Origin of the sequence: Streptacidiphilus neutrinimicus, from assembly GCF_000787815.1 — a bacterium.
GTDB classification, from domain to species: domain Bacteria; phylum Actinomycetota; class Actinomycetes; order Streptomycetales; family Streptomycetaceae; genus Streptacidiphilus; species Streptacidiphilus neutrinimicus.
This window is the reverse complement of record NZ_BBPO01000007.1, coordinates 133118-158724: the sequence shown is the minus strand read 5'-3', so window position 1 is coordinate 158724 and position 25607 is coordinate 133118. Positions and strand designations below refer to the sequence as shown.

The 25607-nt window shown below is 70.6% G+C and carries 24 protein-coding genes and 1 pseudogene; 12 read left to right on the top strand and 13 right to left on the bottom strand.

Annotated elements, in window-relative coordinates; translation table 11 throughout:
• Nucleotides 1–121 precede the first annotated feature (121 nt).
• Together lon and TR48_RS07755 are read right to left on the bottom strand one after the other, a co-directional pair.
• Entirely contained in the window at nt 122–2569 is a 2448-nt protein-coding gene (gene lon / locus TR48_RS07760) for an endopeptidase La (RefSeq protein WP_042365156.1), read from the bottom strand.
• Nucleotides 2570–2658: 89 nt separating this feature from the next.
• The gene (locus TR48_RS07755; protein WP_084728976.1) at nt 2659–3396 is read right to left on the bottom strand and encodes a DUF1028 domain-containing protein; all 738 of its coding nucleotides are present in this window, start codon (nt 3394–3396) and stop codon (nt 2659–2661) included.
• A 68-nt stretch (nt 3397–3464) separates the two neighbouring features.
• Here TR48_RS07755 and TR48_RS07750 point away from each other — a divergent pair, with 68 nt between their 5' ends.
• The 7 genes from TR48_RS07750 to TR48_RS07720 all read left to right on the top strand — a co-directional run bounded on the left by TR48_RS07750 (nt 3465) and on the right by TR48_RS07720 (nt 12653).
• Nucleotides 3465–4172, top strand: coding sequence for a spermidine synthase family protein (locus TR48_RS07750; protein WP_042365155.1), 708 nt, complete (start codon nt 3465–3467; stop codon nt 4170–4172).
• 219 nt (nt 4173–4391) lie between these two features.
• Nucleotides 4392–5120 (top strand): response regulator transcription factor, encoded by a 729-nt coding sequence (locus TR48_RS07745; protein ID WP_042365212.1) that lies wholly within the window; start codon nt 4392–4394, stop codon nt 5118–5120.
• Complete coding sequence (locus TR48_RS07740; protein WP_439654449.1) at nt 5117–6271, top strand: sensor histidine kinase; 1155 nt, start codon at nt 5117–5119, stop codon at nt 6269–6271. Before TR48_RS07745 ends, TR48_RS07740 begins: the two co-directional genes overlap by 4 nt.
• A 223-nt stretch (nt 6272–6494) precedes the next feature.
• Entirely contained in the window at nt 6495–10331 is a 3837-nt protein-coding gene (locus TR48_RS07735) for a multifunctional oxoglutarate decarboxylase/oxoglutarate dehydrogenase thiamine pyrophosphate-binding subunit/dihydrolipoyllysine-residue succinyltransferase subunit (protein ID WP_042365154.1), read from the top strand.
• 88 nt (nt 10332–10419) lie between these two features.
• Entirely contained in the window at nt 10420–10602 is a 183-nt protein-coding gene (locus tag TR48_RS07730) for a DUF6104 family protein (protein WP_042365153.1), read from the top strand.
• A gap of 138 nt (nt 10603–10740) precedes the next feature.
• Entirely contained in the window at nt 10741–11655 is a 915-nt protein-coding gene (locus TR48_RS07725; RefSeq protein ID WP_042365152.1) for a DUF4097 family beta strand repeat-containing protein, read from the top strand.
• A complete protein-coding gene (locus TR48_RS07720; protein WP_042365151.1) occupies nt 11652–12653 on the top strand; it encodes a PadR family transcriptional regulator in 1002 nt (333 codons plus the stop codon). Before TR48_RS07725 ends, TR48_RS07720 begins: the two co-directional genes overlap by 4 nt.
• 49 nt (nt 12654–12702) lie before the next feature.
• On the opposite strand, the gene TR48_RS07715 is transcribed toward TR48_RS07720, so the two are convergent.
• Both TR48_RS07715 and TR48_RS07710 read right to left on the bottom strand, forming a co-directional pair.
• Complete coding sequence (locus TR48_RS07715; protein ID WP_042365150.1) at nt 12703–13665, bottom strand: zinc-binding dehydrogenase; 963 nt, start codon at nt 13663–13665, stop codon at nt 12703–12705.
• 150 nt (nt 13666–13815) lie between these two features.
• On the bottom strand, nt 13816–15009 hold the full coding sequence (locus TR48_RS07710; RefSeq protein WP_042365149.1) for an NAD(P)-dependent malic enzyme: 1194 nt from the start codon (nt 15007–15009) through the stop codon (nt 13816–13818).
• Between the two features lie 497 nt (nt 15010–15506).
• Here TR48_RS07710 and TR48_RS07705 point away from each other — a divergent pair, with 497 nt between their 5' ends.
• Nucleotides 15507–16076, top strand: a complete 570-nt coding sequence (locus tag TR48_RS07705) for a CGNR zinc finger domain-containing protein (protein ID WP_042365148.1) — start codon at nt 15507–15509, stop codon at nt 16074–16076.
• Between the two features lie 223 nt (nt 16077–16299).
• On the opposite strand, the gene sodX is transcribed toward TR48_RS07705, so the two are convergent.
• Nucleotides 16300–16755 (bottom strand): nickel-type superoxide dismutase maturation protease, encoded by a 456-nt coding sequence (gene sodX, locus TR48_RS07700; protein WP_084728974.1) that lies wholly within the window; start codon nt 16753–16755, stop codon nt 16300–16302.
• Between the two features lie 182 nt (nt 16756–16937).
• Between sodX and sodN the strand changes: the two genes are divergently transcribed.
• The gene (sodN, locus tag TR48_RS07695) at nt 16938–17333 is read left to right on the top strand and encodes a superoxide dismutase, Ni (protein WP_042365147.1); all 396 of its coding nucleotides are present in this window, start codon (nt 16938–16940) and stop codon (nt 17331–17333) included.
• 145 nt (nt 17334–17478) lie between these two features.
• Here the strand turns inward: sodN and TR48_RS07690 are convergent, their stop codons facing one another.
• Nucleotides 17479–17826 carry a tyrosine-type recombinase/integrase gene (locus tag TR48_RS07690; RefSeq protein WP_042365146.1) on the bottom strand — a complete coding sequence of 116 codons (348 nt, stop codon included), beginning with the start codon at nt 17824–17826 and terminating at the stop codon, nt 17479–17481.
• A 181-nt stretch (nt 17827–18007) separates the two neighbouring features.
• Nucleotides 18008–18670, bottom strand: a pseudogene (locus TR48_RS40105) (transposase); the annotation flags it as partial.
• Nucleotides 18671–18763: 93 nt separating this feature from the next.
• On the opposite strand from TR48_RS40105, the gene TR48_RS07680 reads away from it, so the two are divergent.
• On the top strand, nt 18764–19351 hold the full coding sequence (locus TR48_RS07680) for a hypothetical protein (protein ID WP_152627842.1): 588 nt from the start codon (nt 18764–18766) through the stop codon (nt 19349–19351).
• 19 nt (nt 19352–19370) lie between these two features.
• On the opposite strand, the gene TR48_RS41705 is transcribed toward TR48_RS07680, so the two are convergent.
• From TR48_RS41705 to TR48_RS07650, 6 genes are all read right to left on the bottom strand, one after another.
• A complete protein-coding gene (locus TR48_RS41705; protein ID WP_152627841.1) occupies nt 19371–19946 on the bottom strand; it encodes a hypothetical protein in 576 nt (191 codons plus the stop codon).
• Between the two features lie 456 nt (nt 19947–20402).
• The gene (locus tag TR48_RS07670) at nt 20403–20726 is read right to left on the bottom strand and encodes a hypothetical protein (protein ID WP_042365142.1); all 324 of its coding nucleotides are present in this window, start codon (nt 20724–20726) and stop codon (nt 20403–20405) included.
• Nucleotides 20723–20944: a hypothetical protein gene (locus tag TR48_RS07665; RefSeq protein WP_042365141.1), complete on the bottom strand. Its 222-nt coding sequence runs from the start codon at nt 20942–20944 to the stop codon at nt 20723–20725. Before TR48_RS07665 ends, TR48_RS07670 begins: the two co-directional genes overlap by 4 nt.
• A 344-nt stretch (nt 20945–21288) precedes the next feature.
• Nucleotides 21289–22152, bottom strand: coding sequence for a helix-turn-helix domain-containing protein (locus TR48_RS07660; RefSeq protein ID WP_042365140.1), 864 nt, complete (start codon nt 22150–22152; stop codon nt 21289–21291).
• Between the two features lie 7 nt (nt 22153–22159).
• The gene (locus tag TR48_RS07655; protein ID WP_042365139.1) at nt 22160–22678 is read right to left on the bottom strand and encodes a DUF6879 family protein; all 519 of its coding nucleotides are present in this window, start codon (nt 22676–22678) and stop codon (nt 22160–22162) included.
• Nucleotides 22659–22910 carry a hypothetical protein gene (locus TR48_RS07650; protein ID WP_042365138.1) on the bottom strand — a complete coding sequence of 84 codons (252 nt, stop codon included), beginning with the start codon at nt 22908–22910 and terminating at the stop codon, nt 22659–22661. Before TR48_RS07650 ends, TR48_RS07655 begins: the two co-directional genes overlap by 20 nt.
• Nucleotides 22911–23543: 633 nt before the next feature.
• Here TR48_RS07650 and TR48_RS07645 point away from each other — a divergent pair.
• Both TR48_RS07645 and TR48_RS07640 read left to right on the top strand, forming a co-directional pair.
• Nucleotides 23544–24131, top strand: a complete 588-nt coding sequence (locus tag TR48_RS07645) for an RICIN domain-containing protein (RefSeq protein WP_042365137.1) — start codon at nt 23544–23546, stop codon at nt 24129–24131.
• Nucleotides 24132–24961: 830 nt separating this feature from the next.
• Entirely contained in the window at nt 24962–25516 is a 555-nt protein-coding gene (locus tag TR48_RS07640; protein ID WP_042365136.1) for a maltokinase N-terminal cap-like domain-containing protein, read from the top strand.
• Nucleotides 25517–25607: the final 91 nt, after the last annotated feature.

Below are 25607 nucleotides of genomic sequence, written 5' to 3'. Positions count from 1 at the left end.
AGCACGTCGGAGGCGCGGGTAGCTGCGCGACAAGCCACCCGGTGCGGATGGTCCCCCGATGACAGGGCAATCCGCACCGGGTGGTCGCTCGCGCAGTTCCCCGCGCCCCGGGTAGTGCGGCTTACGCCGCCAGGCTCTCCTGGAGGGCCGCGGCGGGCTCCAGGGCCAGGTCGAGGACCTGGCGGACGTCGGCGACCGCGTGGACGGTGAGGCGTTCGAGGACCTCCGCCGGGACGTCGTCGAGGTCCGCCTCGTTGCGGGAGGGGATCAGGACGGTGGTGATCCCGGCCCGGTCCGCCGCCAGCAGCTTCTGCTTGACGCCGCCGATCGGCAGGACACGGCCGGTCAGGGACACCTCGCCCGTCATCGCGACCTCCGGTCGCACCTTACGGCCGGACAGCAGGGAGGCGAGAGCGGTGGTCATCGTGACGCCCGCGCTCGGACCGTCCTTGGGGACCGCGCCCGCGGGGACGTGGATGTGGACGCCGCGCTCGCGCAGCGAGGTGACCGGCAGTTCGAGCTCCGCCCCGTGCGACCGCAGGAAGGAGAGCGCGATCTGCGCGGACTCCTTCATCACGTCGCCCAGCTGACCCGTCAGGCTCAGGCCGCTGCCGCCCGTCTCCGGATCGGCCAGCGACGCCTCGACGAACAGGACGTCGCCGCCCGCGCCCGTCACGGCCAGGCCGGTCGCCACACCGGGGACGGCGGTCCGCCGCTCCTCGGGCTCCTGGGCGTGCTCCGGGGTGAACCGGGGCCGGCCGATCAGCCCGCGCAGGTCGGCCTCGTGCACCGTGCGCGGCAGCTCCGCGCCCGCCTCGCCGAGCTCGTTCTGCGCCGCGACCTTCCGCAGGATGCGCGCGACCGCGCGCTCCAGGGTGCGGACGCCGGCCTCGCGGGTGTACTCGGCCGCGAGCTTGCGCAGCGCGTCCTCCCCGACGACGACCTCGTCGCTGCCCAGGCCCGCCCGCTCCAGCTGGCGCGGGAGCAGGTGGTCGCGGGCGATGACGACCTTCTCGTCCTCGGTGTAGCCGTCCAGGCGCACCAGTTCCATCCGGTCGAGCAGCGGCTCGGGGATAGCCTCCAGCACGTTGGCGGTGGCGAGGAAGACCACGTCGGAGAGGTCGAGCTCGACCTCCAGGTAGTGGTCGCGGAAGGTGTGGTTCTGCGCCGGGTCCAGGACCTCCAGCAGGGCGGCCGCCGGGTCGCCGCGGTAGTCCGAGCCGACCTTGTCGATCTCGTCCAGCAGCACGACCGGGTTCATCGAGCCGGCCTCCTTGATGGCCCGCACGATGCGGCCGGGCAGGGCGCCGACGTAGGTGCGGCGGTGCCCGCGGATCTCCGCCTCGTCCCGGACGCCGCCGAGGGCGACGCGGACGAACTCACGGCCCATGGCGCGCGCGACGGACTCACCCAGCGACGTCTTTCCGACGCCGGGCGGGCCGACGAGCGCCAGCACCGCGCCGCCGCGACGGCCGCCGACAAGACCGAGCCCGCGGTCGGAGCGGCGCTTGCGCACGGCCAGGTACTCGACGATGCGCTCCTTCACGTCGTCGAGGCCGAAGTGGTCGGCGTCCAACACCGCACGGGCGCCGGCGATGTCGTAGGCGTCCTCGCTGCGGTTGTTCCAGGGGAGCTCCAGGACGGTGTCGAGCCAGGTGCGGATCCAGCTGCCCTCGGGGGACGCGTCGCTGGAACGCTCCAGCTTCTCGACCTCCTTGAGCGCGGCCTCCTTGACCTTCTCGGGCAGGTCGGCGGCCTCGACGCGGGCGCGGTAGTCCTCCTCCTCGGAGTCGGGCTCGCCGTTGAGGTCGGCCAGCTCCTTCTTCACCGCCTCCAGCTGGCGCCGGAGCAGGAACTCCTTCTGCTGCTTCTCCATGCCCTCCTGGACGTCCTTGCGGATGGTCTCCTGGACCTCCGCCTCGGCCAGGTGGTCCTTGAGCAGCTGCAGTGCGAGCCTGAGCCGGGCGACCGGGTCCAGCTCCTCCAGGACCCGGACCTTCTCGGCCGCGGTCACGAAGGGCGCGTAGCCGATGTTGTCGGCGAGCTCGGAGACGCCGTCGATCTGCGTGAAGCGGTCGACGACCTGCCAGGCCCCGCGCTTCTGCAGCCAGGCCGTGGTCAGCGCCTTGTACTCGGTGACGATCTCGGTGACGGCGCCCGGCAGGGGCGACGGGACGGCGGCCTCCTCGGCCGGCGTCGCCTCCACCCACAGCGCCGCGCCCGGGCCCGTCGTCCCGGCCCCGATCCGGACGCGCCGCACGCCGCGGACCAGCGCGGCGGGATCGCCGTCGGCGAGACGGCCCACCTGCTCCACCGTCGCGACGGTGCCGATCGCGCCGTACTCGCCGTCGACGCGCGGGACGAGCAGCACGCGCGCCTTACGCGCGTTCGCCACCGTCCTGATGCCCGGGGCGTGTGCCCCGGTCTCCCGGACCGCCGCCTGCGCGGCCTCCACAGCGGCACGGACGTCCTGGTCGGAAAGGTCCAGTGGGACGACCATGCCGGGGAGAACCGCGTCGTCGTCGAGCGGCAGCACCGGCAGGGTGAGCGTTCCAGAGGTCGAAGCCATGATTTCTCCCCGGTCATGCAAGTTGAGTTACCTGGACTAAAGGTTCATGACCCCGATAATGTTCCCCGCTCACTGTTCGCTCTGAGCGATCAGCCCTCGACGCCGAGGATCCGCGGCGCCCAGGTGGCGATCAGCCCGTCGCCGGGCGCGAGCTCCTGCGCCCGGCGCAGCAGCGGCACGGCCTCGGCCGCTTCGCCCTCGCGGTAGTGGCCGTAGGCCTCGCGGAACAGCCGGTGCGCCCGGTCCACGGCCAGCAGCCGGCCGAGCTCGGCCACGGGCGCCCGCGCGTCGTCCACCCGCAGGTCGACCGGCTCGTCGTCGCCCACGACGAACAGGGCCGCCGACTGACGTCCGCGCCGGTCCCCGCCCGCGGCGTCACCGGCTGCCAGCGCGGCGAGCAGGCGTTCCGCGAGCGGCAGCCCCGGGGCGGCCGCGTACCACCCCGCCCACAGGGCGTCGAGCACGCCGCCGGAGAGCGTGTTGCCCTGGACCGAGACGTGCTCGCCGACGCGGTGCCCGGCCTCGCCGTCGCAGCCCGGCCCCGTCCAGGCGGCGACGCGGCCGCGCACGTCCACCACGGCGAGCTGCCGGTCGTCCGCTTCCGGCAGCGCGGCCACCGCCGCCACCGCGTCGTCCGGAGCGGCGCCCCGGAGCAGCAGGTCGAGCGCCGCGTCCCGGTGCCACAGCGGCGAGGAGGCCTGGCCGACCGCGGCGCCGACGCCCCGCCTCGCCGCCGCGACGCGCGCGCCCACGGCCAGGACGCAGCTGGCCACCGCGACGCCGGTCGTTCCGGTCGCCGGGTCGTGTGCGATCACAGAGAAGGTCATGCGCGGCAGCCTGCCCGCCAGCGCCGGACCGGGGCCATCGAACTGTCCGGTCGGGCACGATGGTGCCCATGTCCACCCACCACGCCGGCAGGCCCCCGCAGCACGACGACACGCCCGAGCTGCTCGACCGTCGCGACGGCCCGTTCGGCGAGGTCGCCCTGCGCCGCCGCGGGCCGCACTTCGAGATCATCGCCAACGGGACGTTCCTGATGGACACCTCCGACGGGCGCTCCGAGCGCCTGCTGGTCAGCGCCGCCCTGGACGCCCTCGACGGCGCGCGCGGAGCGCACTTGCTGATCGGCGGGCTCGGCGTCGGCTTCTCGCTCGCGGAGGCGGCGCAGGACCGGCGGCCGGGGCGGATCACCGTCGTGGAGCGGGAGCGGGCGATCATCGACTGGCACACGCGCGACGCGGCGCCGCTGGCGCCGTTCGCGGGCGGCGGACACGCGGATCCGCGGACCGAGATCGTGCACGCCGACCTGCTGGATCACCTGCGCACGACCGAGGACCGCTACGACGCGCTCTGCCTCGACATCGACAACGGGCCGGACTGGACCGTCACCGAGGCGAACGACTCGCTGTACTCCGACACGGGCCTCGACCTGCTGGACCGGACCCTTGCCGACGGCGGGGTGCTCGCGGTGTGGAGCGCAGCACATTCCCCCGCTTTCGAAGCCAGGTTGCGCGCCCGATTCGCCCGAATTGAGGTGATAGAGGTGCCGGTGCATGTGGAACGCGGGGTTCCCGATGTCGTGTACCTGTCCTCGCGCGGCTAAGTTACTCACGGTATGGTCCTGCCCGTGCCACCCCCCGAAGGGTCGGTTTATCCGACGTCGGCCCACCACAGCGGCCGTCCGGTCCCTACGCTGCCGAACGGCGGCGAAGAAGCGGACTGAACAGGATGGGGCGGGGGCACCGTACGAACCGTATGACCCGGAAGGCCTGAACAAGCTCGGGCCGGAGAACGCAGAGGCCCTGGGGGCGGTGGCGTGACCGTGACGGATGTACAGCAGCAGACGAACAATGGCCTGGGAAACCAGCGGAGAGTCCTTGTCGTGGAGGACGAGCCGACGATCGCCGAGTCGATCGCGGCCCGTCTCGGCGCCGAGGGCTTCCGCGTGGCCGTCTCGCACGACGGCCCGACGGCGGTGGACTGCTTCCAGACCTGGCAGCCCGACCTGGTCGTGCTCGACGTGATGCTGCCCGGCTTCGACGGGCTGGAGGTCTGCCGCCGGATCCAGGCGCAGCGCCCGGTCCCCGTGCTGATGCTCACCGCACGTGACGACGAGACCGACATGCTGGTCGGGCTCGGCGTCGGCGCGGACGACTACATGACCAAGCCTTTCTCCATGCGCGAGCTCGCGGCCCGGGTCAACGTGCTGCTGCGCCGCGTCGAGCGGGCGCAGCTCGCGGCCCGCGCGCCCGCCGGCGGCACGCTGCGCCTCGGCGAGCTGGAGATCGACCACGTGCAGCGCCGCGTCCGGGTCTCCGGGGACGACGTGCACCTCACCCCGACCGAGTTCGACCTGCTGGTCTGCCTGGCGCAGCAGCCGCGCGCGGTGCTCACCCGCGAGCAGTTGCTGGCCGAGGTGTGGGACTGGACCGACGCGTCCGGCACCCGCACCGTCGACAGCCACGTCAAGGCGCTGCGCCGGAAGATCGGCGCCGCCTGGATCCGGACCGTGCACGGCGTCGGTTACGCCCTGGAGGCCCCGACACCGTGAGCCGCCGCAACCCCGCCCGACAGGGCCGCACGATCGCGCCACCGCCCATCGAGGTGAGCCGCGCCGAGCGGTTCTGGGCGGGGCTGCGTCCGCTCGACCCGCTGCGCTCGGTCAAGGCCAAGCTCAACGTGGTGGTGCTGATCTCGGTCTGCATCTCCACGCTGATGGTGGTGCTGGCGCTGAACTCGTCCACCCAGATCCGGGTGGTCATGGTCTTCTCCGTGATCGCCTCGCTGCTGGTCACGCAGTTCCTCGCGCACAGCATGACCTCGGGCCTGCGGGAGATGACCGCGGCCGCGCGGGCCATGGCGGCCGGGGACTACACCCGGCGGGTGCACACCCGCTCGCTCGACGAGGTCGGCGAGCTGGCGCACGCGTTCAACACCATGGCGGACGACCTCGACGCGGCCGACCGGCAGCGCCGGGAGCTGATCGCCAACGTCTCGCACGAGCTGCGCACCCCGATAGCCGCGCTCCGCGCGGTGCTGGAGAACGTGGTCGACGGGGTGGTGACCCCGGAGCCGGCCACCATGGCCGCCGCGCTCGAGCAGACCGAACGGCTCGGCCGGCTCGTCGCGCACCTGCTGGACCTGTCCAAGCTGGCCGACGGCGCCGACTCGCTGGAGATGCGCCCGTTCGACGTCGAGCCGTTCCTGGCCGGCGTGCTGCGCGGGCTGACCGTGGACGGCTCCGTCTCGGGCGGCGCCAGCAAGCGCCGCACGGACGTCTCGCTGCGCCTCGACGTCGCCCCCGGCCTCGCCGCCACGGCCGACCCGGAGCGGCTGCACCAGGTCGTGGCCAACCTGGTCGACAACGCCTGCCGTCACAGCCCGCAGGACGGCATCGTCACCGTGCGCGCCCGCCCGGTCCAGGGCGGCGGCCTCCAGGTCGACGTGGCCGACGAGGGCCCCGGGATCTCCCCCGAGGACCGCGCGCGGGTCTTCGAGCGATTCGGCCGCGGCAGCAGCGCCACCGCGCAGGGTCCTGGCTCCGACGGCGGCACGGGACTGGGGCTCGCCATCGCCCGCTGGGCGGTCGAGCTGCACGAGGGGACGATCGCCGTCGCCGACTCGCCGCTCGGCTGTCTGATCCGCGTCGAACTGCCGGGGCCGCGCCGACCGCAGGCGATCGTCTCGCACGGCCACCCCTGAACCGCAAGAACGCCCGGATCGGGCGGTGGGATCCGAACGAACAACCCTTCGTTCTCCCCCATCACGCCCGAGTTCTAACCTCGTTTTCCGGCCATTGTTTGCGGCCGGACTGTGATCTGGGCGACCCTTGGTCTGCGGGACCTGCGCGGACGTGCGGCGGAGGCGTAGCCTTACTACCCGCTGTCCACCATCCACACGGAAGCGGAAGAGGGCGGTTGCCGCCGTGTCTCCACAGTCCCCAAACACGAACAGCTCACCTGCCACTACGGCCGATGCCGGCCCGGGAGCCGCGTTCGGCCCCAACGAGTGGCTCGTGGACGAGATCTACCAGCAGTACCTCCAGGATCCGAACTCGGTCGACCGGGCCTGGTGGGACTTCTTCGCCGACTACAAGCACGCCCAGACCGCACAGACGGCCCAGCCGGCGCAGGCGACCCCGAGCCCGGGTGCTCCCGCCGTCGCCGTGACCGCTGCGTCGAAGACGCCCGCGGCCCCGGCAGCTGCAGCGGTACCCGCGCCGGCCGCTCCCGTGGCCGCGCCGGCCGCTCCGGCCCCCGCCGCCGCTCCCGCTCCGCCCGCTCCGCTGACTCCCGAGCCCGCAGCGCCCACGCAGACCCCGCGTGCAGCTGCTCCGGCCCAACCTGCCGACACCGTTAAGGACAGCACCACTGTGACCGCCCCCGCCGAGGCCCCGTCAGGACCTGAGCTCGTCGCACTGAAGGGCCCCAGCGCCCGGATCGTGGCGAACATGGACGCCTCGCTCTCGATGCCCACCGCGACCAGCGTCCGCGCCGTCCCCGCGAAGCTGCTGATCGACAACCGCATCGTCATCAACAACCACCTGAAGCGCGCCCGCGGCGGCAAGGTCTCCTTCACGCACCTCATCGGCTATGCCATGGTCCAGGCGATCAAGGCGATGCCCGCGATGAACCACGGCTTCCAGGAGAAGGACGGCAAGCCCTTCCTGGTCAAGCCCGAGCACATCAACCTCGGCCTGGCGATCGACCTGACCAAGCCGAACGGCGACCGCCAGCTGGTCGTCGCGGCCATCAAGAACGCCGAGACCCTCGACTTCTTCGGCTTCTGGCAGGCCTACGAGGACATCGTCCGCCGCGCCCGCCAGAACAAGCTCACGGTCGACGACTTCTCCGGCGTCACCTGCTCGCTGACCAACCCCGGCGGCATCGGCACCGTCCACTCCGTCCCGCGCCTGATGCCCGGCCAGGGCACCATCCTCGGCGTCGGCTCGATGGAGTACCCGGCCGAGTTCCAGGGCTCCGCCGAGGAGACCCTGGCGGCCATGGGCGTCTCCAAGGTGATGACTCTCACCTCGACGTACGACCACCGGGTCATCCAGGGCGCCCAGTCGGGCGAGTTCCTGCGCACGATCCACCAGCTGCTGCTGGGCAAGGGCGAGTTCTACGACAAGATCTTCGAGTCGCTGCGCATCCCCTACGAGCCGGTGCGCTGGGCCACGGACGTCGCCCGTACCCACGACAACGAGGTCAACAAGACCGCCCGCGTGATGGAGCTGATCCACTCCTTCCGCGTCCGCGGCCACCTGATGGCCGACACCGACCCGCTCGAGTACAAGCAGCGCAAGCACCCGGACCTCGACGTCCAGGCGCACGACCTGACGCTGTGGGACCTCGAGCGCGAGTTCGCGGTGGGCGGCTTCGCCGGTCACACCATGATGAAGCTGCGTGACATCCTCGGCGTGCTGCGCGACTCGTACTGCCGCACCGTCGGCATCGAGTACATGCACATCCAGGACCCGAAGCAGCGCCGGTGGATCCAGGCCCGCGTCGAGCGCGGCACCGACCGCCCGGAGCGCGAGGAGCAGCTGCGCATCCTGCGCCGTCTCAACGCCGCCGAGGCGTTCGAGACCTTCCTGCAGACCAAGTACGTCGGCCAGAAGCGCTTCTCGCTGGAGGGCGGCGAGTCCGTCATCCCGCTGCTGGACGCCGTCCTCGACTCGGCCGCCAAGGCGCACCTCGAAGAGGCCGTCATCGGCATGGCCCACCGCGGCCGCCTGAACGTGCTGGCCAACATCGTCGGCAAGTCCTACGCGCAGATCTTCCGCGAGTTCGAGGGCAACCTCGACCCGAAGTCGATGCACGGCTCCGGCGACGTGAAGTACCACCTCGGGTCCGAGGGCACCTTCACCGGCCTGGACGGCGAGACCCTCAAGGTCTCCCTCGCGGCCAACCCCTCCCACCTGGAGGCGGTCGACCCGATCGTCGAGGGCATCGCCCGCGCCAAGCAGGACATCCTCGACAAGGCCGGCGACTCGTTCGACGTGCTGCCGCTGCAGATCCACGGGGACGCGGCCTTCGCCGGCCAGGGCGTCGTCGCGGAGACCCTGAACATGTCGCAGCTGCGCGGCTACCGCACCGGCGGCACCGTGCACGTCGTCATCAACAACCAGGTCGGCTTCACCGCCGCGCCGACGGCCTCCCGGTCCAGCACCTACTGCACCGACGTGGCCCGCATGGTCGAGGCGCCGATCTTCCACGTCAACGGCGACGACCCGGAGGCCGTGGTCCGCGTGGCGCGGCTCGCCTTCGAGTTCCGCCAGGCGTTCCACAAGGACGTCGTGATCGACCTCATCTGCTACCGCCGCCGCGGTCACAACGAGGCCGACAACCCGTCGTTCACCCAGCCGCTGATGTACGAGCTGATCGACAAGAAGCGCTCGGTGCGCAAGCTCTACACCGAGGGCCTGATCGGTCGCGGCGACATCACCCTGGAAGAGGCCGAGCAGGCGCTCAAGGACTACCAGGACCAGCTCGAGAAGGTCTTCACCGAGGTCCGCGCCGCGGCGACGGTGCCCAGCCCGGCCGTCTCCGAGCGGCCCCAGGCCACCTTCCCGGTCGCGGTGCAGACGGGCATCTCCCAGGAGATGGTCAAGCGCATCGCCGAGTCCCAGGTCGCCCTGCCGGACTGGCTGACCGTGCATCCGCGGCTGCTGCCGCAGCTGCAGCGCCGCGCCACCATGGTCGAGGACGGCACCATCGACTGGGCCATGGGCGAGACCCTCGCCATCGGCTCGCTGCTGATGGAGGGCCACCCGGTGCGCCTGGCCGGCCAGGACAGCCGCCGCGGCACCTTCGGTCAGCGCCACGCGGTCCTGGTCGACAACAAGACCGCCGAGGACTACACCCCGCTGCTGTACCTGGCGGAGGACCAGGCCCGCTACACCGTCTACGACTCGCTGCTCAGCGAGTACGCGGCGATGGGCTTCGAGTACGGCTACTCGCTGGCCCGTCCGGACGCGCTGGTGATGTGGGAGGCCCAGTTCGGTGACTTCGTCAACGGCGCCTCCACCATCGTGGACGAGTTCATCTCCTCCTCGGAGACCAAGTGGGGCCAGACGTCCGGCGTCACCCTGCTGCTCCCGCACGGTTACGAGGGCCAGGGGCCGGACCACTCGTCCGCGCGCCCGGAGCGCTTCCTGCAGCTGTGCGCGGACAACAACATGACGGTCGCCATGCCGACGCTGCCGTCGAACTACTTCCACCTGCTGCGCTGGCAGACGCACAACCCGCACCACAAGCCGCTCATCGTCTTCACCCCGAAGTCGATGCTGCGTCTGAAGGCGGCGGCGTCCAAGACCGAGGAGTTCCTGTCCGGCGGCTTCCGCCCGGTCATCGGCGACACCACGGTCGACCCGGCGAACGTCCGCAAGGTCGTCATCACGGCGGGCAAGTTCTACTACGACCTGGAGGCTGCCCGCACCGAGCGCGGCATCACCGACACGGCGATCGTCCGCGTCGAGCGCCTCTACCCGCTCCCGGTCGCGGAGCTCCAGGAGGAGCTCAAGCGCTACGGCACCAACGTCCAGTACGTCTGGGCGCAGGAGGAGCCGTCCAACCAGGGCGCCTGGCCGTTCATCGCGCTCAACCTGGTCGACCACCTCGACGTCGTCGTCGGCCCCTCGGCTGACCGTGGCCGTCTGCGTCGCGTCGCCCGCCCGGCCTCCTCGGCCCCGGCGGTCGGCTCGGCCAAGCGCCACGCGGCGGAGCAGGCCGCGCTGGTCGACGAGGTGTTCTCGCTCTGACGTAGCGGCCCTGTCATAGGGTTTGGGCAGTAACGACGGCCCGGTCCCGCGTTCGCGCGGGGCCGGGCCCTCCGCTTGGGAGAACTGGATGTACTTCACCGACCGAGGCATCGAGGAACTGCAGAGCCGCCGTGGCGAGGAGGAGGTCAGCTTCGACTGGCTGGCCGACCGGCTGCAGGAGTTCGTCGACATCAACCCCGAGTTCGAGGTGCCGATCGAGCGCCTGGCCACCTGGCTGGCCCGACTCGACGACGAGGACGACGAGGACTAGGACTGGGACTGGGCTGGGACGCGTAGGGGTCGACCCTGACACGACCCTGAGTTTCGCGATATAGCTTGACTCTCGACCTGCGCGATATATCGTGAATAGCGACAGGTGTCCATCCAGTCGTTCATCGGGGAGTCAGGCATGTCCGAGAAGTGGACCGTCAGCGCGCCGCAGAAGATCACGTTCGGCGAGCCGGTGCGACGGGTCAAGGTGCGCACGCTCGCCGGCGCGGTCAACGTCGTGGCCGGCGAGGCGCCCGCCCGGCTGGAGATCTCGGAGATCGACGGCGCTCCGCTCGAAGTCACGGTGGACGACGGGGAGTTGCTGATCACGTACGAGGATCTCCAGTGGAAGGACTTCCAGTGGAAGTCCCTCACCCGCTGGATCGAGGGCTGGCGTCAGAAGCGCCGGGCCGTGGTCTCCCTCGTCGTCCCCGCGGGCGTCGACGTGGAGGTCGGCTCGGCCTCGTCCGACACGGTCGTGTCGGGCATCGCCGGCCGGGTCCACGCCAATACGGCCAGCGGCGGCGTGACGCTGGTCAGGGTGAGCGGTCCGGTCGACGCGAACACGGTTTCCGGCACCGTTGAGGCCCACGGCACCTCTGGAGGGCTTAAGATCAACACTGTCTCCGGCGCGCTCACCGTCTTCGCCGGAACCAGCGGCGCGCTGAAGGCCAACAGCGTCAGCGGCGCGATGACGGTCGACCTCGACCGTCCGGCGGCCGCCGACGTGGAGCTGACCAATGTCTCCGGCGAGGTGGCCGTCCGCATCCCCGCCCCCGCGGACACGCAGGTCCGGGCCGACACCACCAGCGGCTCCGTCTCCTCCTCCTTCGATCAGCTCCAGGTCAGCAGCAACTGGGGGGCCAAGCGCATCACCGGCACCCTCGGCTCCGGCACCAGCCGCCTGAAGATCACCACCGTCTCGGGTTCCGTCGCGGTGCTGCGCCGCCCCGAGGACGAGGACGGCCCGCTGGACGCCGTCCCCACGGACGCCACGCCCTCCGACTCCTCCCCGCTTGCGATCGACCACCAGAAGGGGGCTGACGAGGCATGAGCCGCCCCGTGTTCGCCCATGGGCGCCTGCGCCTGTACCTGCTCAAGCTCCTGGACGAGGCACCGCGCCACGGCTACGAGGTGATACGCCTGCTGGAGGAGCGCTTCCACGGGCTCTACGCCCCCTCCGCCGGGACGGTCTACCCGCGCCTGGCCAAGCTGGAGCAGGAGGGCTTGGTCGAGCACTCGATGGAGGGCGGCCGCAAGGTCTACCGGATCACCGCGGCCGGCCACGCCGAGTTGGAGGCCCGTGCGGTCGAACTCGCGGAGCTGGAGGCTGAGATCCACGACTCCGTCTCCCAACTCGCCGACCAGATCCGCGAGGACGTCCGCGACTCCGCGCAGGATCTGCGCGAGGAGATGCGCCGCGCCGCCCGGGAGTCGCGCCGTCAGACCCGCTTCGGCGAGGACAACTGGCGTACCGACCGAGAGGCCTGGCAGCGCGCCAAGGAGGAGTGGCGCGAGGCCAAGGAGCAGGCCAAGGAGCAGACCCGCGAGGCCAGGGAGCAGGCGCGCTCGGCGAAGGAGGAGGCGCGGGAGGCCAAGGAGCAGGCTCGCGCGGTGCGTGAGCAGGCCCGGCGTGAGGCCCAGCGGATCGGCGAGCAGATCAAGGCGCACGTCCGCACCGGGGACTGGCCCTCGGGCCTGTCCGAGGGGCTCTCCGAGCTCACCAAGACCCTCAGCGGCCTTGCGGACCCGTCCCGCTGGACGCAGCCCACCTGCGGGCCGACCGACGAGCCGCCGGCCGCGCCGGGCAAGGGCGCCCCGCAGGACGCCACGCCCCACGGCACCACGCCTCAGGACGCCGCCCCGCAGGACCTCCCGCCGTGGACGAGGGTCGACCCCCAGGGGGAGCCGCTGCGCGAACTCTCCGGCCTGCTGGACCGCTTCCGCGACGAGGTCCGTGACGCCGCGCGCGACACGGGCGTCACCCCGGACGCCCTCCAGCACGCCCGCTCCGTCCTGGCGGACGCAGCCGCACGCCTGCGCAGGCGGTAGCCACCGGGGGCGCGAGGCATAGCCTCGCGCCCCCAAGGGATGTTGCCGCCTACGGCTTGAGCACGATCTTGCCGAACATGTCGCCCTTCTCCAGGCGGGCGAAGCCCTCGCGGGCCTCGGCCAGCGGCAGGACGGAGTCGATGACGGGGCGGACGCCCGTCGTCCGGCAGAAGGACAGGAGTTGTCCCAACTCCTCCTTCGTGCCCATGGTGGAGCCGACGACCTTCAGCTCCAGGAAGAAGATCCGCGTCAGCTCCGCCGCGGGCGGGTTGGGGCCGCTCGTCGCACCGGAGATGACCAGCGTGCCGCCCGGGCGCAGCGACTTGATGGAGTGCGACCAGGTGGCCGCGCCCACGGTCTCCATCACGGCGTCCACCCGCTCCGGCAGCCGCGCGCCGCTGGGGAACCAGGCGTCCGCGCCCAGGTCGACGGCTCGGGCGCCCTTGGCCTCGTCGCGGCTGGTCGCCCAGACCCGCAGGCCGGCCGCCTTGCCGAGGACGATCAGCGCGGTGGCGACGCCGCCGCCCGCGCCCTGCACCAGGACGGTGTCACCGGGCTTCACGCCCGCGTTGGTGAAGAGCATCCGATACGCCGTCAGCCACGCCGTGGGCAGGCACGCCGCCTCCTCGAAGGAGAGATCGGCCGGCTTCGGCAGCAGGTTCCAGGTGGGCACGGCGACCTTCTCGGCGAAGCTGCCCTGGTAGTGCTCGGTCAGGATCGACCGCGGCTCCTTGGGGCCGACGCCGTGGCCGGTCTGCCCGATGACGGAGTGCAGGACGACCTCGTTGCCGTCCTCGTCGACGCCCGCGGCGTCGCACCCCAGGATCATCGGGAGCTTCTCCGCGGGCAGGCCGACGCCGCGCAGCGACCACAGGTCGTGATGGTTGAGCGAGGCGGCCTTGACGGTGACGACACTCCACCCGGGCCGGGCCTCGGGCTCGGGTCGCTCCCCGAGCTCCAGGCCGCTGAGCGGGTCGTCCGGGGCGATACGTGCGGCATAGGCGGCGAACATGCCTTGACCCTAGAACCGCGCTCGCCCGCCACGGAACCGCGCCACAGTGTGATCTATGGCTCCGCGACGGGCGAACGGGTGGACCGCTATGGGCGGACCGCTGGGCGGACCGCTGCGGGTCGTCAGATGCGGGTCGTCAGATGCGGGTCGTCAGATCCGGGCGACGCCCTCGGCGCGGGCGGCCTCCGCGACGGCCTTGGTGACCGCCGGGGCGACACGCTCGTCGAAGGGGCTCGGGATGACCTGGGCGGCGGAGAGCTCCTCGCCGACCAGTCCGGCCAGCGCGTCGGCCGCGGCGATCTTCATGCCCTCGGTGATGCGGGACGCCCGCACCTGGAGCGCGCCGGCGAAGATGCCCGGGAAGGCCAGCACGTTGTTGATCTGGTTCGGGTAGTCCGAGCGGCCGGTGGCAACCACCGCGGCGTACTTGTGCGCCACGTCCGGGTGAACCTCGGGGTTCGGGTTGGCCATGGCGAAAACGAAGCAGTCCTTCGCCATCTTCGCGACAGCCTCCTCCGGCACGGTGCCGCCGGAGACGCCGATGAAGACGTCCGCGCCCTCGAGCACGTCCGCGAGCGAGCCGGTCAGACCGCCGCGGTTGGTGAGCTCGGCGATCTCGCGCTTGACGTCGGTCAGGTCGGTGCGGCCGACGTGCACGACGCCCTGGCGGTCGCAGAGCGCGACGTCGCCGATGCCGGCCCCGACGAGGATCTTGGCGATGGCGATGCCGGCCGCGCCGGCGCCGGAGATGACGGCGCGCAGGTCGGCCAGGGTGCGGCCGGTCAGCTTGGCGGCGTTGCGGAGCGCGGCCAGGGTGACCACGGCGGTGCCGTGCTGGTCGTCGTGGAAGATCGGGATGTCCAGCGCCTCCTGCAGGCGGCGCTCGATCTCGAAGCAGCGAGGGGCGGAGATGTCCTCCAGGTTCACCCCGCCGAAGGACGGCGCGAGACGCACGACCGTCTCGATGATCTCGTCCACGTCCTTGGTGTCCAGCGCGATCGGCACCGCGTCGACGCCGCCGAACTGCTTGAACAGGATCGCCTTGCCCTCCATGACGGGCAGGGACGCCTCCGGACCGATGTCCCCGAGGCCCAGCACCGCGGTGCCGTCGGTCACGACGGCGACCACCTTGGACTTCCAGGTGTAGTCGTGGACCAGCTCCGGCTGCTCGGCGATGGCCGTGCAGACACGGGCCACGCCGGGGGTGTAGGCGAGGGAAAGGTCGTCCGCGTCACGGACCGGGACCGTCGCACGAATCTCCATCTTGCCGCCGCGGTGCAGGGCGAAGGCGGGGTCGAGCGGCTCCTGGTCGATGGAGCGGGGGCTGATGATCTCGGCTGCCACGAGGACCTCTTCGTCGTCGTTCTTTGAGGGTGTTGGGTGAGCTGGTTCTGCGTCCGGTTCCGTGCCGTCACGACACTAGTCCGGGCTGAGCCGCCGCTGCTTCGTCTTTTTGTCCCGGTGGGAGGGGCTTTCTCCTCCGTTGTGTCGTGAGATCCGCCCGCACAGACCGGATCACGTCCACATGCAACGGTGCAGAACAGCACTCGAGAGCGAACGGCGAGCGGCCGGAGTGCGAATGGTGCATGCCGATCCGGAGCGCTGTCCTGGCTTCCGGTCGCACGCACGTCCGGATCGGTCCCGAACCGGTGGGCCTGCTCGACTGACGGGGGTCACCCGTGTGCCGATTTTGGCACAGCTCGGGCCGTGGTGGGCAGCGGAGCCCGTTCCGGCTTTCGGTCGGCTACGTCACACATACCGACGAAGCGTAATACCCTGGTAGCAGCAAGGCTCATTACCCGGTTCTCCGCCCCGTCCCTCTTGGCCCTAGGACGACGACCATGGAACTCACCACCTACGCGGATTTCGCCGTCCGGCTGGTCAACACCGAGGAGCCCGAACGCGGCAAGGACGTCCTGACCAACGTCGAGGAGGTCCGCCGCATCTTCAGCCCCGGCGGCCGGGGCGTGAAGCTGGCGGAGGAGGCGGACGTCAGCCGCCTGCGCGCGGTGCGCGCCCGCCTGCGCAGCGTCTTCGAGTCCGCGGCGGAGGGCGAGCAGCAGCGGGCCGTCGGCCTGCTGAACGGCCTCCTGATCGAGTTCCCGGTCAGCCCGATCATCTCCGGCCACGACCTGCTGGACGAGACCGGTGCGCCGCTGTGGCACATGCACCTGGCGGAGAACGCCCCCACGGCCACCGCGCTGTACGCCGCGCTGGCGAGCATGGGCCTGGCCATGCACCTCACCGCGCACGGCGTGGACCGCCTCGGCATCTGCCAGGCGGCTCCCTGCCGCAACGCGTACCTCGACACCTCCACCAACCGCAGCCGCCGCTACTGCAGCGACCGCTGCGCCACCCGCGCCAACGTCGCCGCCTACCGCGCCCGCAAGCGCGAGGCCGCGTCGGCCTGAGGCACACACCTGGGGCAGCAGGGGACGTTGCCCGTCGCCAGGGACGCCGGGAACTGTTTGAGAAACCACCCTGTGCGGACGGCCCGGCGCGTCGCGGACCATCCGCGTGCCGGTGGCTCGTCGCGCCCACGCTGGGGGCACCTCCCGGCCGAAGGCGGGAGGAGCCGCAGATCGGCAGAGCCCCGCGCCCCTGCGTGGCGCAACCAGTGGCGAGAGCGAACGCTCACGCCCGGCGGAAGTCACCGAGTCTGCGGGCCATGCCGTACGGCATCACGCGGAGCGCGCCGAGGCACCAGGGGGGCGGGGCGAGCCAGGCCGGCTTCGGGGCGTAGCGGAGCAGCACGCGGCCGAGGATGAGGCCCTCGGGCACCGGCCCGTAGTCGCGGCTGTCGCTCTCGACCGCGCTGTTGTCCGACAGGAGCCACCAGCCCGCCGGGCGGCGCTCGACCGCGCGTTTGACGACCAGGAGATCCTGGCGCAGCGGATGCTGGGCCACCACGACGGAGCCCGCGCGCACCCGCGCGCCGTAGTGGCAGAGCAGCCGGTCCCCGTGGGCCAGGGTCGGTGCCATCGACGGCCCGTCGACCAGCAGAACCCCGAACTTTCCGGTCACCGGTCCCCCCTCCGGGGGCTCCTGCAACTGCGCCCGCGCGTCGCGGTCACCCATCCGTTCGGCCATCCCCTTCAACCTCGCCCCTGCTCGCGGCTCCGTCCGCTTCCATCTTCGCAAGCACGCCGGGCAAGTCCACCATCGTTGACAGGACTGCTACGACCTTTGTCCTAAGCCCTCGGGGTGGACGCGAAGCAGCGGGCTTTCGGCGGTAATCTCCTCCTGGGAAGACGATCACAGGAAGGACTCCCATGTTCTCTCGGCTCTTTGCTCCGCGGGTTACCGTCCACGCTCACTGCGACCTCCCCTGCGGTGTCTACGACCCGGCCCAGGCCCGTATCGAGGCCGAGTCCGTCAAGGCCGTCCAGGAGAAGTACCAGGCCAACGAGGACCCGCACTTCCGCGCGCGCGCCACGGTCATCAAGGAGGAGCGCGCGGAGATGGCCAAGCACCACGTCTCCGTCCTGTGGAGCGACTACTTCAAGGCGCCCCACTTCGAGAAGTACCCGCAGCTGCACCAGCTGGTCAACGACACCCTGAAGGCGCTGTCCGCCGCCAAGGCGTCGACCGACCCGGCGACCGGCCAGAAGGCGCTCGACCTGATCGCCGAGATCGATAAGATCTTCTGGGAGACCAAGAAGGCCTGACCTTCCGGTCCTGATCCCAGGTCTGCGCGAGGGCGGTCCTCGCGCAGCTCAGGGCGCACATGCGAGAGGGCCCAGCCGATCATCCGGCCGGGCCCTCTTCGCGCCCCAAAGATCGCCTGCGGGTGAGTGGTAGAAAAGTGGTAGATCAACTAGCGGCAAGATCAACTTGACGGGGGCGGCGCCGCGCCGCCACCGACGACTTCCACCGCTTCTGCAACGCCTCCTGGATCTGACGCTCCATCTCCGGCGAGACGTGGCTGTATGTCCCCTCCACGCCGTGGACCTTGTGGCCCATCCGCGTCTCCACCGCGATCGCCGGCAGCCCCTCTTCGTCAAGCCACACCTTGTGACTGTGGCGCAGACCGTGCGGCACCATCCCCGCCACGCCGGGCACCGCGGGCAGCTCCGGCCGACCCTTCGTACCCTTCCGCCGCGCCTCCGCCTCGGCTCCGTCTACGACGGGGACGAACACCGCCACCACGGCGGCCAACACGATCTACATGACCGCGATGCAGCTGGAGCAGTCGTCGGCGATGACGCGGGCACGTACGGCCTGGTCGATCTGACCTGCGTGGACGTGATGGCGGGTTTGGCCCAGTTCACGCTGCAGCCGTCGCTGACGGCGAATCTGATGGCCCTGGGCCCGGACCGCCTGTATCCGCTGGATGAGCCGTCCGGGTCGACGGCCTGGCGGGACGCCTCTCCAGCACCGGGATGAACTGCGGGCTGTCCGCGGCTTGTCCTGCAGTCAGGACGAACGCCAGCGGGCGGCACTTTCGGTCTGCGGTCATGTGCACCTTGCTGGTCTGTCCGCCCCGGGACCGTCCCAGGAGAGCCTGCTTCAGCCGGAGTCTGTGGCGTCGCCGGACACGTCGCCGTTCTTCCCGTTCGGGATCGACATCCGCGTCCTGCCGGTTTTGTTCTTCAGCGCCGCCCCCTTTGACCTGGCCGTCTCCTCCTCGGCCGCGGCCTTCTCCAGGGCAGTGAGCACGTCCTCGCTCAGGTGCATCCCGGCGGCGTCGTGATGGGCGCGCGGTGGTGGAGTCGATGCTGACCAGGGACAGGTCCACCCCGCCCCGCTTCGCGGCTTCCGCAATCAGACCCTCCAGCAGAGCCTCGAAGACGCCGATGTCACGCCACTGCCGGAAGCGGTTGGCGACGGTTGACCAGGCACCGAACCCCTGCGGCATCTCCCGCCACTGCGCGCCGGTCTTGAAGCGCCAGACCACGCCCTCGAACTGCTGCCGCAGTCGCTCCGGATACGGTCCGAAGGCGCCGAGCGGCATGTACGGCTCGATGAACTCCCACTCCGCATCGTTCAGTTGCATGCGCGTCACCCAAGACGATCTACCGGATCCACGTCCACAACGAAGCAGATCCGGCAGATTGATCACAACCCGAAACGCGCCCTAGCGACCCTGAATGTGGACGTGGCGAGCAACCCGGCCGTGATGGCCACGGCCCTCGGGCTGGGCTTCGGGACGCGGGCGCAGGTGAACCGCCGGCCGCCGTCCGGGCCGGGCGCCACGCAGCTCAGCATCCAGACGTTTGTCGAGCACCTGAGCTGGGCTGGCGACGACCAGGGCAACCTCAAGTTGGCCCTGCAGCTCACCCCGGCGGCGCCGTACCTGAACTGGTGGGTCATGTCCTCGCTGCACACCGCGGTTGCCACGGCGTCCACGGCGGGAACGGCAACGGTCATGCTGGCCGCGCTGACCGGCTCGGCCAGCAACCCAGCCTCCGCCGTGCTGGTCCCGGGCACGGTACTGACGCTCAGCTACGGCACTGCCAACGCCGAGAACCTGACCGTGAAGTCCGTCGCGACCACGGTCGCGGGCTACAGCACGGTCGCGGTCACCTTCACCACCAACACCACCCAGAACCACAGCGTGGGGGACGTGGTGTGCCAGCCTCTGCCCTCCGGCTACCAGCTGCCCGCGGCGACGGCGGCTGGGTTCCCGGCTTCGCTCGATGGCGGCGCCACGCTGTCTGTGGCCGGGCCGCGCGCCGCCTACTGACGGCGCCCGGCCTTGGAGCTCAGCGCGTCAACGTGAACGAGTACCAGTGGTCGATCGAGTTCAGGTAGTTGGAGTCGTACTGTCCGTTGAGCTTGCGCAGTGCGTAGTCGTCGATGTACGGGTCGATCCGGTAGTTGCCCAGGTAGGCAGACTTCCCGAAAGTGATCTTGATATACACGTGACCCGCACGGTTCGGCAGCAGGTTCACCGGGCGAGCACCCGCCCCCCAGGGCAGGTTGAACTGGATGGTCCCGTTGCCTTCCTGGTAGGCAGCCTTCTCCCACTTGCCCGTGGACGGGTCCAGGAAGCTCGATGACCAACCCTGGAGCTGCTTCCAGGCCGGTGCCGATCGGCCCACGATCGAGATGCCGTAGCCGCCGATGACCTGCACGTCGTGCGACGTCTGGATGTACCAGAGGCTCAGGATGACGCTCTGGCCACGGTGAATGGTCCGGGGGATCCCGTGCGCCCAGTTGGTCTGGTTACCGACGGGGTGGGGCGTCGTGGTCCTCGCGCTGGCTGCACTGGCAGGCCCTGCGGCGAGCGCCGCTAGGGCGGCTGCACTGGCAAGTGCGACGCCGTTTCGTATCCGCATGACGCGGCCTTTCTGGCAGTGGTTCGGCTTGTGTCCGCCGGAGCCTACAGCCCAGGACCGGAGTCGTTCGTACCCAATTCCCTTTCCTGGCTGGGAGAGTCAAATGTCCGGAATCTCGCCGCCTACCCCGTACCAGTGGAGCGTCGGCGACGTGGGCAGCGCCGCCCTGCTCAACGCCCAGCTGTTCACCGGGCTCACGTTCCTCCTGAACCCGCCCATGTTCGAGGCCGTCCAGGCCACCACCAAGACCACGGTCTCGACGGGCACGTCAGCCGTGGGAGCTGCTGCACGTCCCCGACGTCCAGTCCTAACGCCCAGCAGCGCCCGACCGGGGGGAGGCCCCCCGATGCCCAAGCCGAGGCGCCGGGGACCAGACAGTCCGCACACTCCTCCCACGGAATGCGAACAGCGCCCGCCCGGGGCGCGCAGCGGCGCGAGGACCCCCAGGCGAGCAGCTCATCCGAAGGCGCCCCGCTTCCACTCGGGCTTCTCCCGGATCTCGTCCCACCACGGAACCGCCGGCCGCGGCTCCGCCTTCCTGCTGGCTGCCTGCTCCCGCTGCTCGTCGTGGCAGGCGCAGTCACACCCGTGCGGTACGCCGTCGAGCGTGGTGATCACACCCACGAGGCAGGCGCTGCGGCCCTCGCAGGAGGGTGCTCCGGTGCACGGCCCGAAGTAGGACTTCTCCGGCGGCGTCCATGTCCGCACGCCGGGCTCGGGCCAAGTGAACGGCTCCCGCACCTCGGGGTACGGGTGCGAGACCTTGAAGTAGGCCGTCACGGGGTGCACCAGGCCGACAGCCCCGGGAAGCCCGAAGCTCGCAGCTCGCGGTAGTGGGCGTGCAGTTCCGCGCGCCGCTCGACTGCGTCCTCGGCCTGCGTGCGGGTGTCCCAGCCGCAGGGGTAGCCGCCGTACTCCGTACCGACGATCACGCCGTCGGGCTTGCGGATGCGGTACACGTCCCACTCGGCGTCGTGGATGACCTTCTCGGCGCTCACGACGCAGGCTCCTCGGCGGCGGCGTGGCAGTCGCAGGCGCACGGGACCTTCACCCAGCCCAGCACTCGGTCCTGGTAGCCGGGGGCACTACACAGCTCGTGCAGGTCCGGCCACCGGTCGGCGCCCGTGCGGCACTCCGGGGTGTAATAGGCCCGCGGTAACGGCCCAGGCGTGGCCGGGCGGATGGCAACAGGTGGCGCGGCTGAGGTAGACGCATGGCTCATCGGAAGGGTCCTCGCTTCCGGGGGCGGACGGTGATTCCGTCCTCACCCACGGTGCGGCCTGCGCTGAAGCCCCATCAACTTCCTTGCACGGCTTTGCACGGTCACGCAGCCTGCTGGAAGCTAGGTCGGGATGCTAGCGCGCGCCCCGGCGATCAGGTCGCGGGCGTCGCGCCCGTAGACCGCCAGCGTCTCCAGCTCGGCGAAGCAGCGCTCGTACAGCTGCACCTCGTGCCTCGCGGTGATGTCCAGCTCCGCCGTCACCAGCTCCACCATCACGGAGCGTGAGTCGAACAGGTAGAAGGACTCCAGAGGCAGCATGGAATGAGGCGAGCGGTCGACGCCGGCGGGGATGACGCCGAGACGGACCGCAGGCAGGCGAGAGACCGCGATCAGGTGCGTGAGCTGGTCGCGCATCGCGGCCGCCCCGCCGATGACGAAGCCCAGGACGGCCTGCTCGACGACGACCACGAACCGGTGATCGGGAGACCGGAGCAAGCGAGCGCGTTCGGCGCGCAGCGCGACAGCCTGGTCCACGTCGTCGGGGATGCCTTCGACGCGCACCCAGGTACGTAGGACAGCGGCGGTGTAGTCCGGGGTCTGGAAGAAGCCGGGCAGCAGGTTCGCGCAGTAGACGCGCTGAACCCGGGTGCGCTCCGCCACCGCCAAGTGCTCGTCCTGGAACACCTTTAGGCCGTGACGCTGCCGCTCACGCCACTCCCGATAGAGGATGTTCGCCTCCGCCGTAGCGTCCGCGAGCTCCCCAGCGAGGCCCGAGCCAGCACCGGTGGAAGCGCACCATGCCTGGATGTCCGCGCAGGAGGGCGCGGTCAGGGCGCGCTCGATCCGGGACACCTTGGACGGTGACCAGCCGCATCGCGCCGCCAGCTCGACGCCGGACAGGCCGGCGCGCGTGCGCAGCGCGAGGAGACGCGCTGCGACGCGCTCGCGGACCTCCTGGGCCCCTGAGTGTGGGGATCGTGCCATCAGCTGATCAGTGGACCTCGTACTTCTCGTGGGGAATGGCCCGGTCCCACAGCTCGCTCCAGGCGACGCACATGCGGACGGCGAGCGCCGGATCGTCGCGCACGTCCCAGCCGTGCGAGTTCCCGTCGCCGTCGAGCTCGTTGAACGCCACCAGGCGGTCGTCCAGGAGCCAGAAGTCTTCTGCGGGGATGAGGAGGTCCCGCGCCATGGCGCGCGGGAGCCAGCGGACCTGCTCGCCAGCCGCGACGTTGGCGGCCGTGATGGCGTGGAGCCAGCGGGTGTACTCGGTTACCGGCTCGGACACGATCCGGAGGCGCTGCACGGCACAGCCGCGGCTGGACGCCGAGCGGACGATGCCGGTCCACCCGCGCCAGCCGTCCCCGTCGGGGTCGACGTCGAGGGTGCCGTCCGCCCTCCAGGTCTGGAACTCGGCCTCTTCGTCGGGCACCAGGTAGCGGTCGCGCAGCTCCAGGTGCCTGGCGTACTCGCTGGCGGAGCCGATCAGGTCACTCCAATTCGGCTGCATCGCAGGCCTTCCTGATCGCGGCCGCCATGCGGAAGGGGAGGCGCACCACGTGCTCCCCAGCGGGGACGCCAGGGGCGTGGTCCGGCGCCGGGTTCGCTTCGAGCTCGGCGACGAGCTCAGGGGTCGGGTCCCAGCCCTGGAAGACGAACTCCTCCTTCGCCTTGTCCACGTAGACGGTCGGCGATCCGGACTTGCCGCTCTCCTCGTCAACCGCGATGAACTCCAGCGACATGTGCGTCTCCTCTCGGGCGTTGCACAGCTTTGCACCACCCTCATGCCGGGAGTGACGGTGCGTCAAGAATGCAATCCGGCCGCAGTGAGCTAAACCCGGGCGGGGCCGGGGGCGAGCACGACCGGCCCCCACACTGGGCAGCCGAGGTCGTGCGGGGTCTGCAGTCGGGACACAGGTCACGATCAGGGGCAGGGCAGGTGCAGATGCTCATGCCCAGTGAACGAATCCCCGGCCGCCCTGGTGCTCACTCGGGCGGGCGTATCGGCCAGACGTGCTGGCGTCGCCGAGCCCGTAACCGGATCCAACCGGATCCAACCGAAAGCCTGGGAACGGAGGTCAGTGCTGGCAAGACTGGGCTGAGCGAGCAGGCGGCTGTCCCGGATGTTCGCTCGGGCGAGTGCCCCGTCGTGCCGGCCACGGTTGTACGGACTTGTACGGGAAACGAGACTCCACACGACTGGCCAGGCAGCCTGGTCCTGCTGCTTCGGGCACGGCTGGCCCAAGCAGCGAAACGCCAAGGGAACGGCCAGTCAACGCCGTTCCAACGCCGGCCCGTGAACAGGCAAGATGCGCGGGCGAACACGGGGAAAGTCCAACGGCCCAACAGCGGCCACCACACTGGGGGAGAACACCATGCTCAAGCTCGGAAAGACCAAGCGCGCCATCGCCATGACCGCCGCCACCGTGGCCATCGCCGGCGCCGCCACCATCGGCCTTGCCGGAAGCGCCAGCGCCTCAAACGGCAACTACTGGATAAGCGGCCACACCTACGTCTTCGTCACCTGGTCACCGGCCGCTCCCGACGAGTGCCTGGACGACTCCAACACGGGCGCGGGCGGCAGGGACAACCTTCGGACCTTCACGTGTAACAGCCAGTCGTACCAGGACTGGACCGTCGTGAACATTTCCAACGGCTGGGCTCAGCTGGAGAACGGAGCGACCCACCGCTGCCTGGACTACTCGATTGGGGACCTGCGCACCTTCCCCTGCTACGCGAACAGCTTCAACGGGGGCTGGCAGAAGTGGGCGCTCGTCAACCGCACCACAGCTGGCGGAGGCGCAGAGCAGGTCCTCAAGAGCGCCATCAACCAGAATGACGGCAGCAACACCTGCATCGACATCTCCGCCCAGTACGGTCTCGTCGGCCTCACGTGCAGCGGCGCCCGGCAGGACTACGGGTACCAGGGCTGGACCGCCGTAGACCAAACCCCTGGCTGGTAGGCGAAGCCCTGAGGGCCGTCAGCCTGGGACGGCTGGCCATTACCTGTTGATAGTGCGGTTCGCGCGGTGACGTCCGATTCGAGATGGGGCGTGGGTGAGGTGCCCTGCTCGGTGGGGTGAGCCCGTGCTCAGGCTCGGCCCTGAGCACAAGCACGGACGGCCCCGGCGCCCAAGTGGGCAGCCGGGGCCGTCTACTGGCAGAGTTCGCGTGGCGGTGCGGGGCACGAGCAGCTCGTCATGACCGGTGAACGACCAACCGGTGATCGCTGCCGGAGGCGTGAGAGTGGTAGCGGAGTGGTAGATCAACTTCTACATCAGGCTGCATTCCAACGTCATTCCGATGCATCGAAGATGCAGTCAAAAAGCACTCTGAACGGCCAGGATGATCCCGCCGGGCTTGATCACCTGCATCGCCCCTGATCGCCCAAACGATCGACAAGATCTTCTGGGAGACCAAGAAGGCCTGACCTTCCGGTCCTGATCCCAGGTCTGCGCGAGGGCGGTCCTCGCGCAGCCCGGGGGCCCGTGTGTGAGGGCCCAGCCGTCGATTCGGCTGGGCCCTCTCCGCTTTTCCGGCGGCTTTCCGGAGCTCTTCCGGATCCGAGCTCTGTGGTCAGGTTCATGCCGGGCATGGTGGTTGGCGCCGACGCCCTGGCGTAGGGTCTTGACGAGGCGTCGACGCGGACCCGCGGCCCTCGAACGTCGCAACCACCAAGGGCTCGGCCGAGTAGACGGTCGGGCCCTTCCCCGTCGTCCCGTGACAGTCATCTCGTCGTCGCCCAGCCGTCACCTTGTCCTCGCCCCGTCTTCGACCACCGAGGAGCACACGTATGGCCATGATCCACCACACCACGATGACCCCGACCAAGCTGGAGCTGCTCGCGCAGTGGCTGCCCCGGCAGCCCTGGTACCAGGGCGACGGCACGACCGACCTGCGCAGGGCCGGCGGGTTCCGGCTCGACGACCCGGCGGGCGAGGTCGGCATCGAGTTCATGGTGGTGACCGACGGTCCGATCGCCTACCACGTGCCGTTGACCTACCGCGGCGCGCCGCTGGACGGCGCGGAGCACGCGCTGATCGGCACCTCCGAGCACGGCGTGCTCGGCACTCGCTGGCTCTACGACGGCGTCCACGACCCGGTACTGCAGGCCCAGTTGGCCGCGCTGCTCCGCGGTCTGACCCAGCCGCAGATGCAGGGCGTGAGCGACACCGCCGACCCTAGCGTGGCGAGCGAGCTCGCCGACGACGCACCGCCGGAGCCGACCGTCGCGATCGTCCGGGTCCCGAAGGCGGGCAGCGCCCCAGCGGACGCGCTGGGCTCCGTGACGGCGGACTGGACGCTCGCCGACGGCACCGCCGTCCGCGGCGTGCTCGTCCGGGCCTGAGGGCACGGCCGGAACCCAGTGAGCGGAGAACGCAGCGAGCGGAGGCCGCCCCCAGGCGGTCTCCGCTCGCTGCGTTACGGGTCAGTCAGCT

Bases quoted from the DNA above. Each gene is read 5' to 3' on its own strand.
- lon (WP_042365156.1), bottom strand. From the start codon at position 2,569: ATGGCTTCGACCTCTGGAACGCTCACCCTGCCGGTGCTGCCGCTCGAC.
- TR48_RS07755 (WP_084728976.1), bottom strand. From the start codon at position 3,396: ATGACCTTCTCTGTGATCGCACACGACCCGGCGACCGGAACGACCGGC.
- TR48_RS07750 (WP_042365155.1), top strand. From the start codon at position 3,465: ATGTCCACCCACCACGCCGGCAGGCCCCCGCAGCACGACGACACGCCC.
- TR48_RS07730 (WP_042365153.1), top strand. From the start codon at position 10,420: ATGTACTTCACCGACCGAGGCATCGAGGAACTGCAGAGCCGCCGTGGC.
- TR48_RS07725 (WP_042365152.1), top strand. From the start codon at position 10,741: ATGTCCGAGAAGTGGACCGTCAGCGCGCCGCAGAAGATCACGTTCGGC.
- TR48_RS07720 (WP_042365151.1), top strand. From the start codon at position 11,652: ATGAGCCGCCCCGTGTTCGCCCATGGGCGCCTGCGCCTGTACCTGCTC.
- TR48_RS07715 (WP_042365150.1), bottom strand. From the start codon at position 13,665: ATGTTCGCCGCCTATGCCGCACGTATCGCCCCGGACGACCCGCTCAGC.
- TR48_RS07705 (WP_042365148.1), top strand. From the start codon at position 15,507: ATGGAACTCACCACCTACGCGGATTTCGCCGTCCGGCTGGTCAACACC.
- sodX (WP_084728974.1), bottom strand. From the start codon at position 16,755: ATGGCCGAACGGATGGGTGACCGCGACGCGCGGGCGCAGTTGCAGGAG.
- sodN (WP_042365147.1), top strand. From the start codon at position 16,938: ATGTTCTCTCGGCTCTTTGCTCCGCGGGTTACCGTCCACGCTCACTGC.
- TR48_RS41705 (WP_152627841.1), bottom strand. From the start codon at position 19,946: ATGCGGATACGAAACGGCGTCGCACTTGCCAGTGCAGCCGCCCTAGCG.
- TR48_RS07660 (WP_042365140.1), bottom strand. From the start codon at position 22,152: ATGGCACGATCCCCACACTCAGGGGCCCAGGAGGTCCGCGAGCGCGTC.
- TR48_RS07655 (WP_042365139.1), bottom strand. From the start codon at position 22,678: ATGCAGCCGAATTGGAGTGACCTGATCGGCTCCGCCAGCGAGTACGCC.
- TR48_RS07650 (WP_042365138.1), bottom strand. From the start codon at position 22,910: ATGTCGCTGGAGTTCATCGCGGTTGACGAGGAGAGCGGCAAGTCCGGA.
- TR48_RS07645 (WP_042365137.1), top strand. From the start codon at position 23,544: ATGCTCAAGCTCGGAAAGACCAAGCGCGCCATCGCCATGACCGCCGCC.
- TR48_RS07640 (WP_042365136.1), top strand. From the start codon at position 24,962: ATGGCCATGATCCACCACACCACGATGACCCCGACCAAGCTGGAGCTG.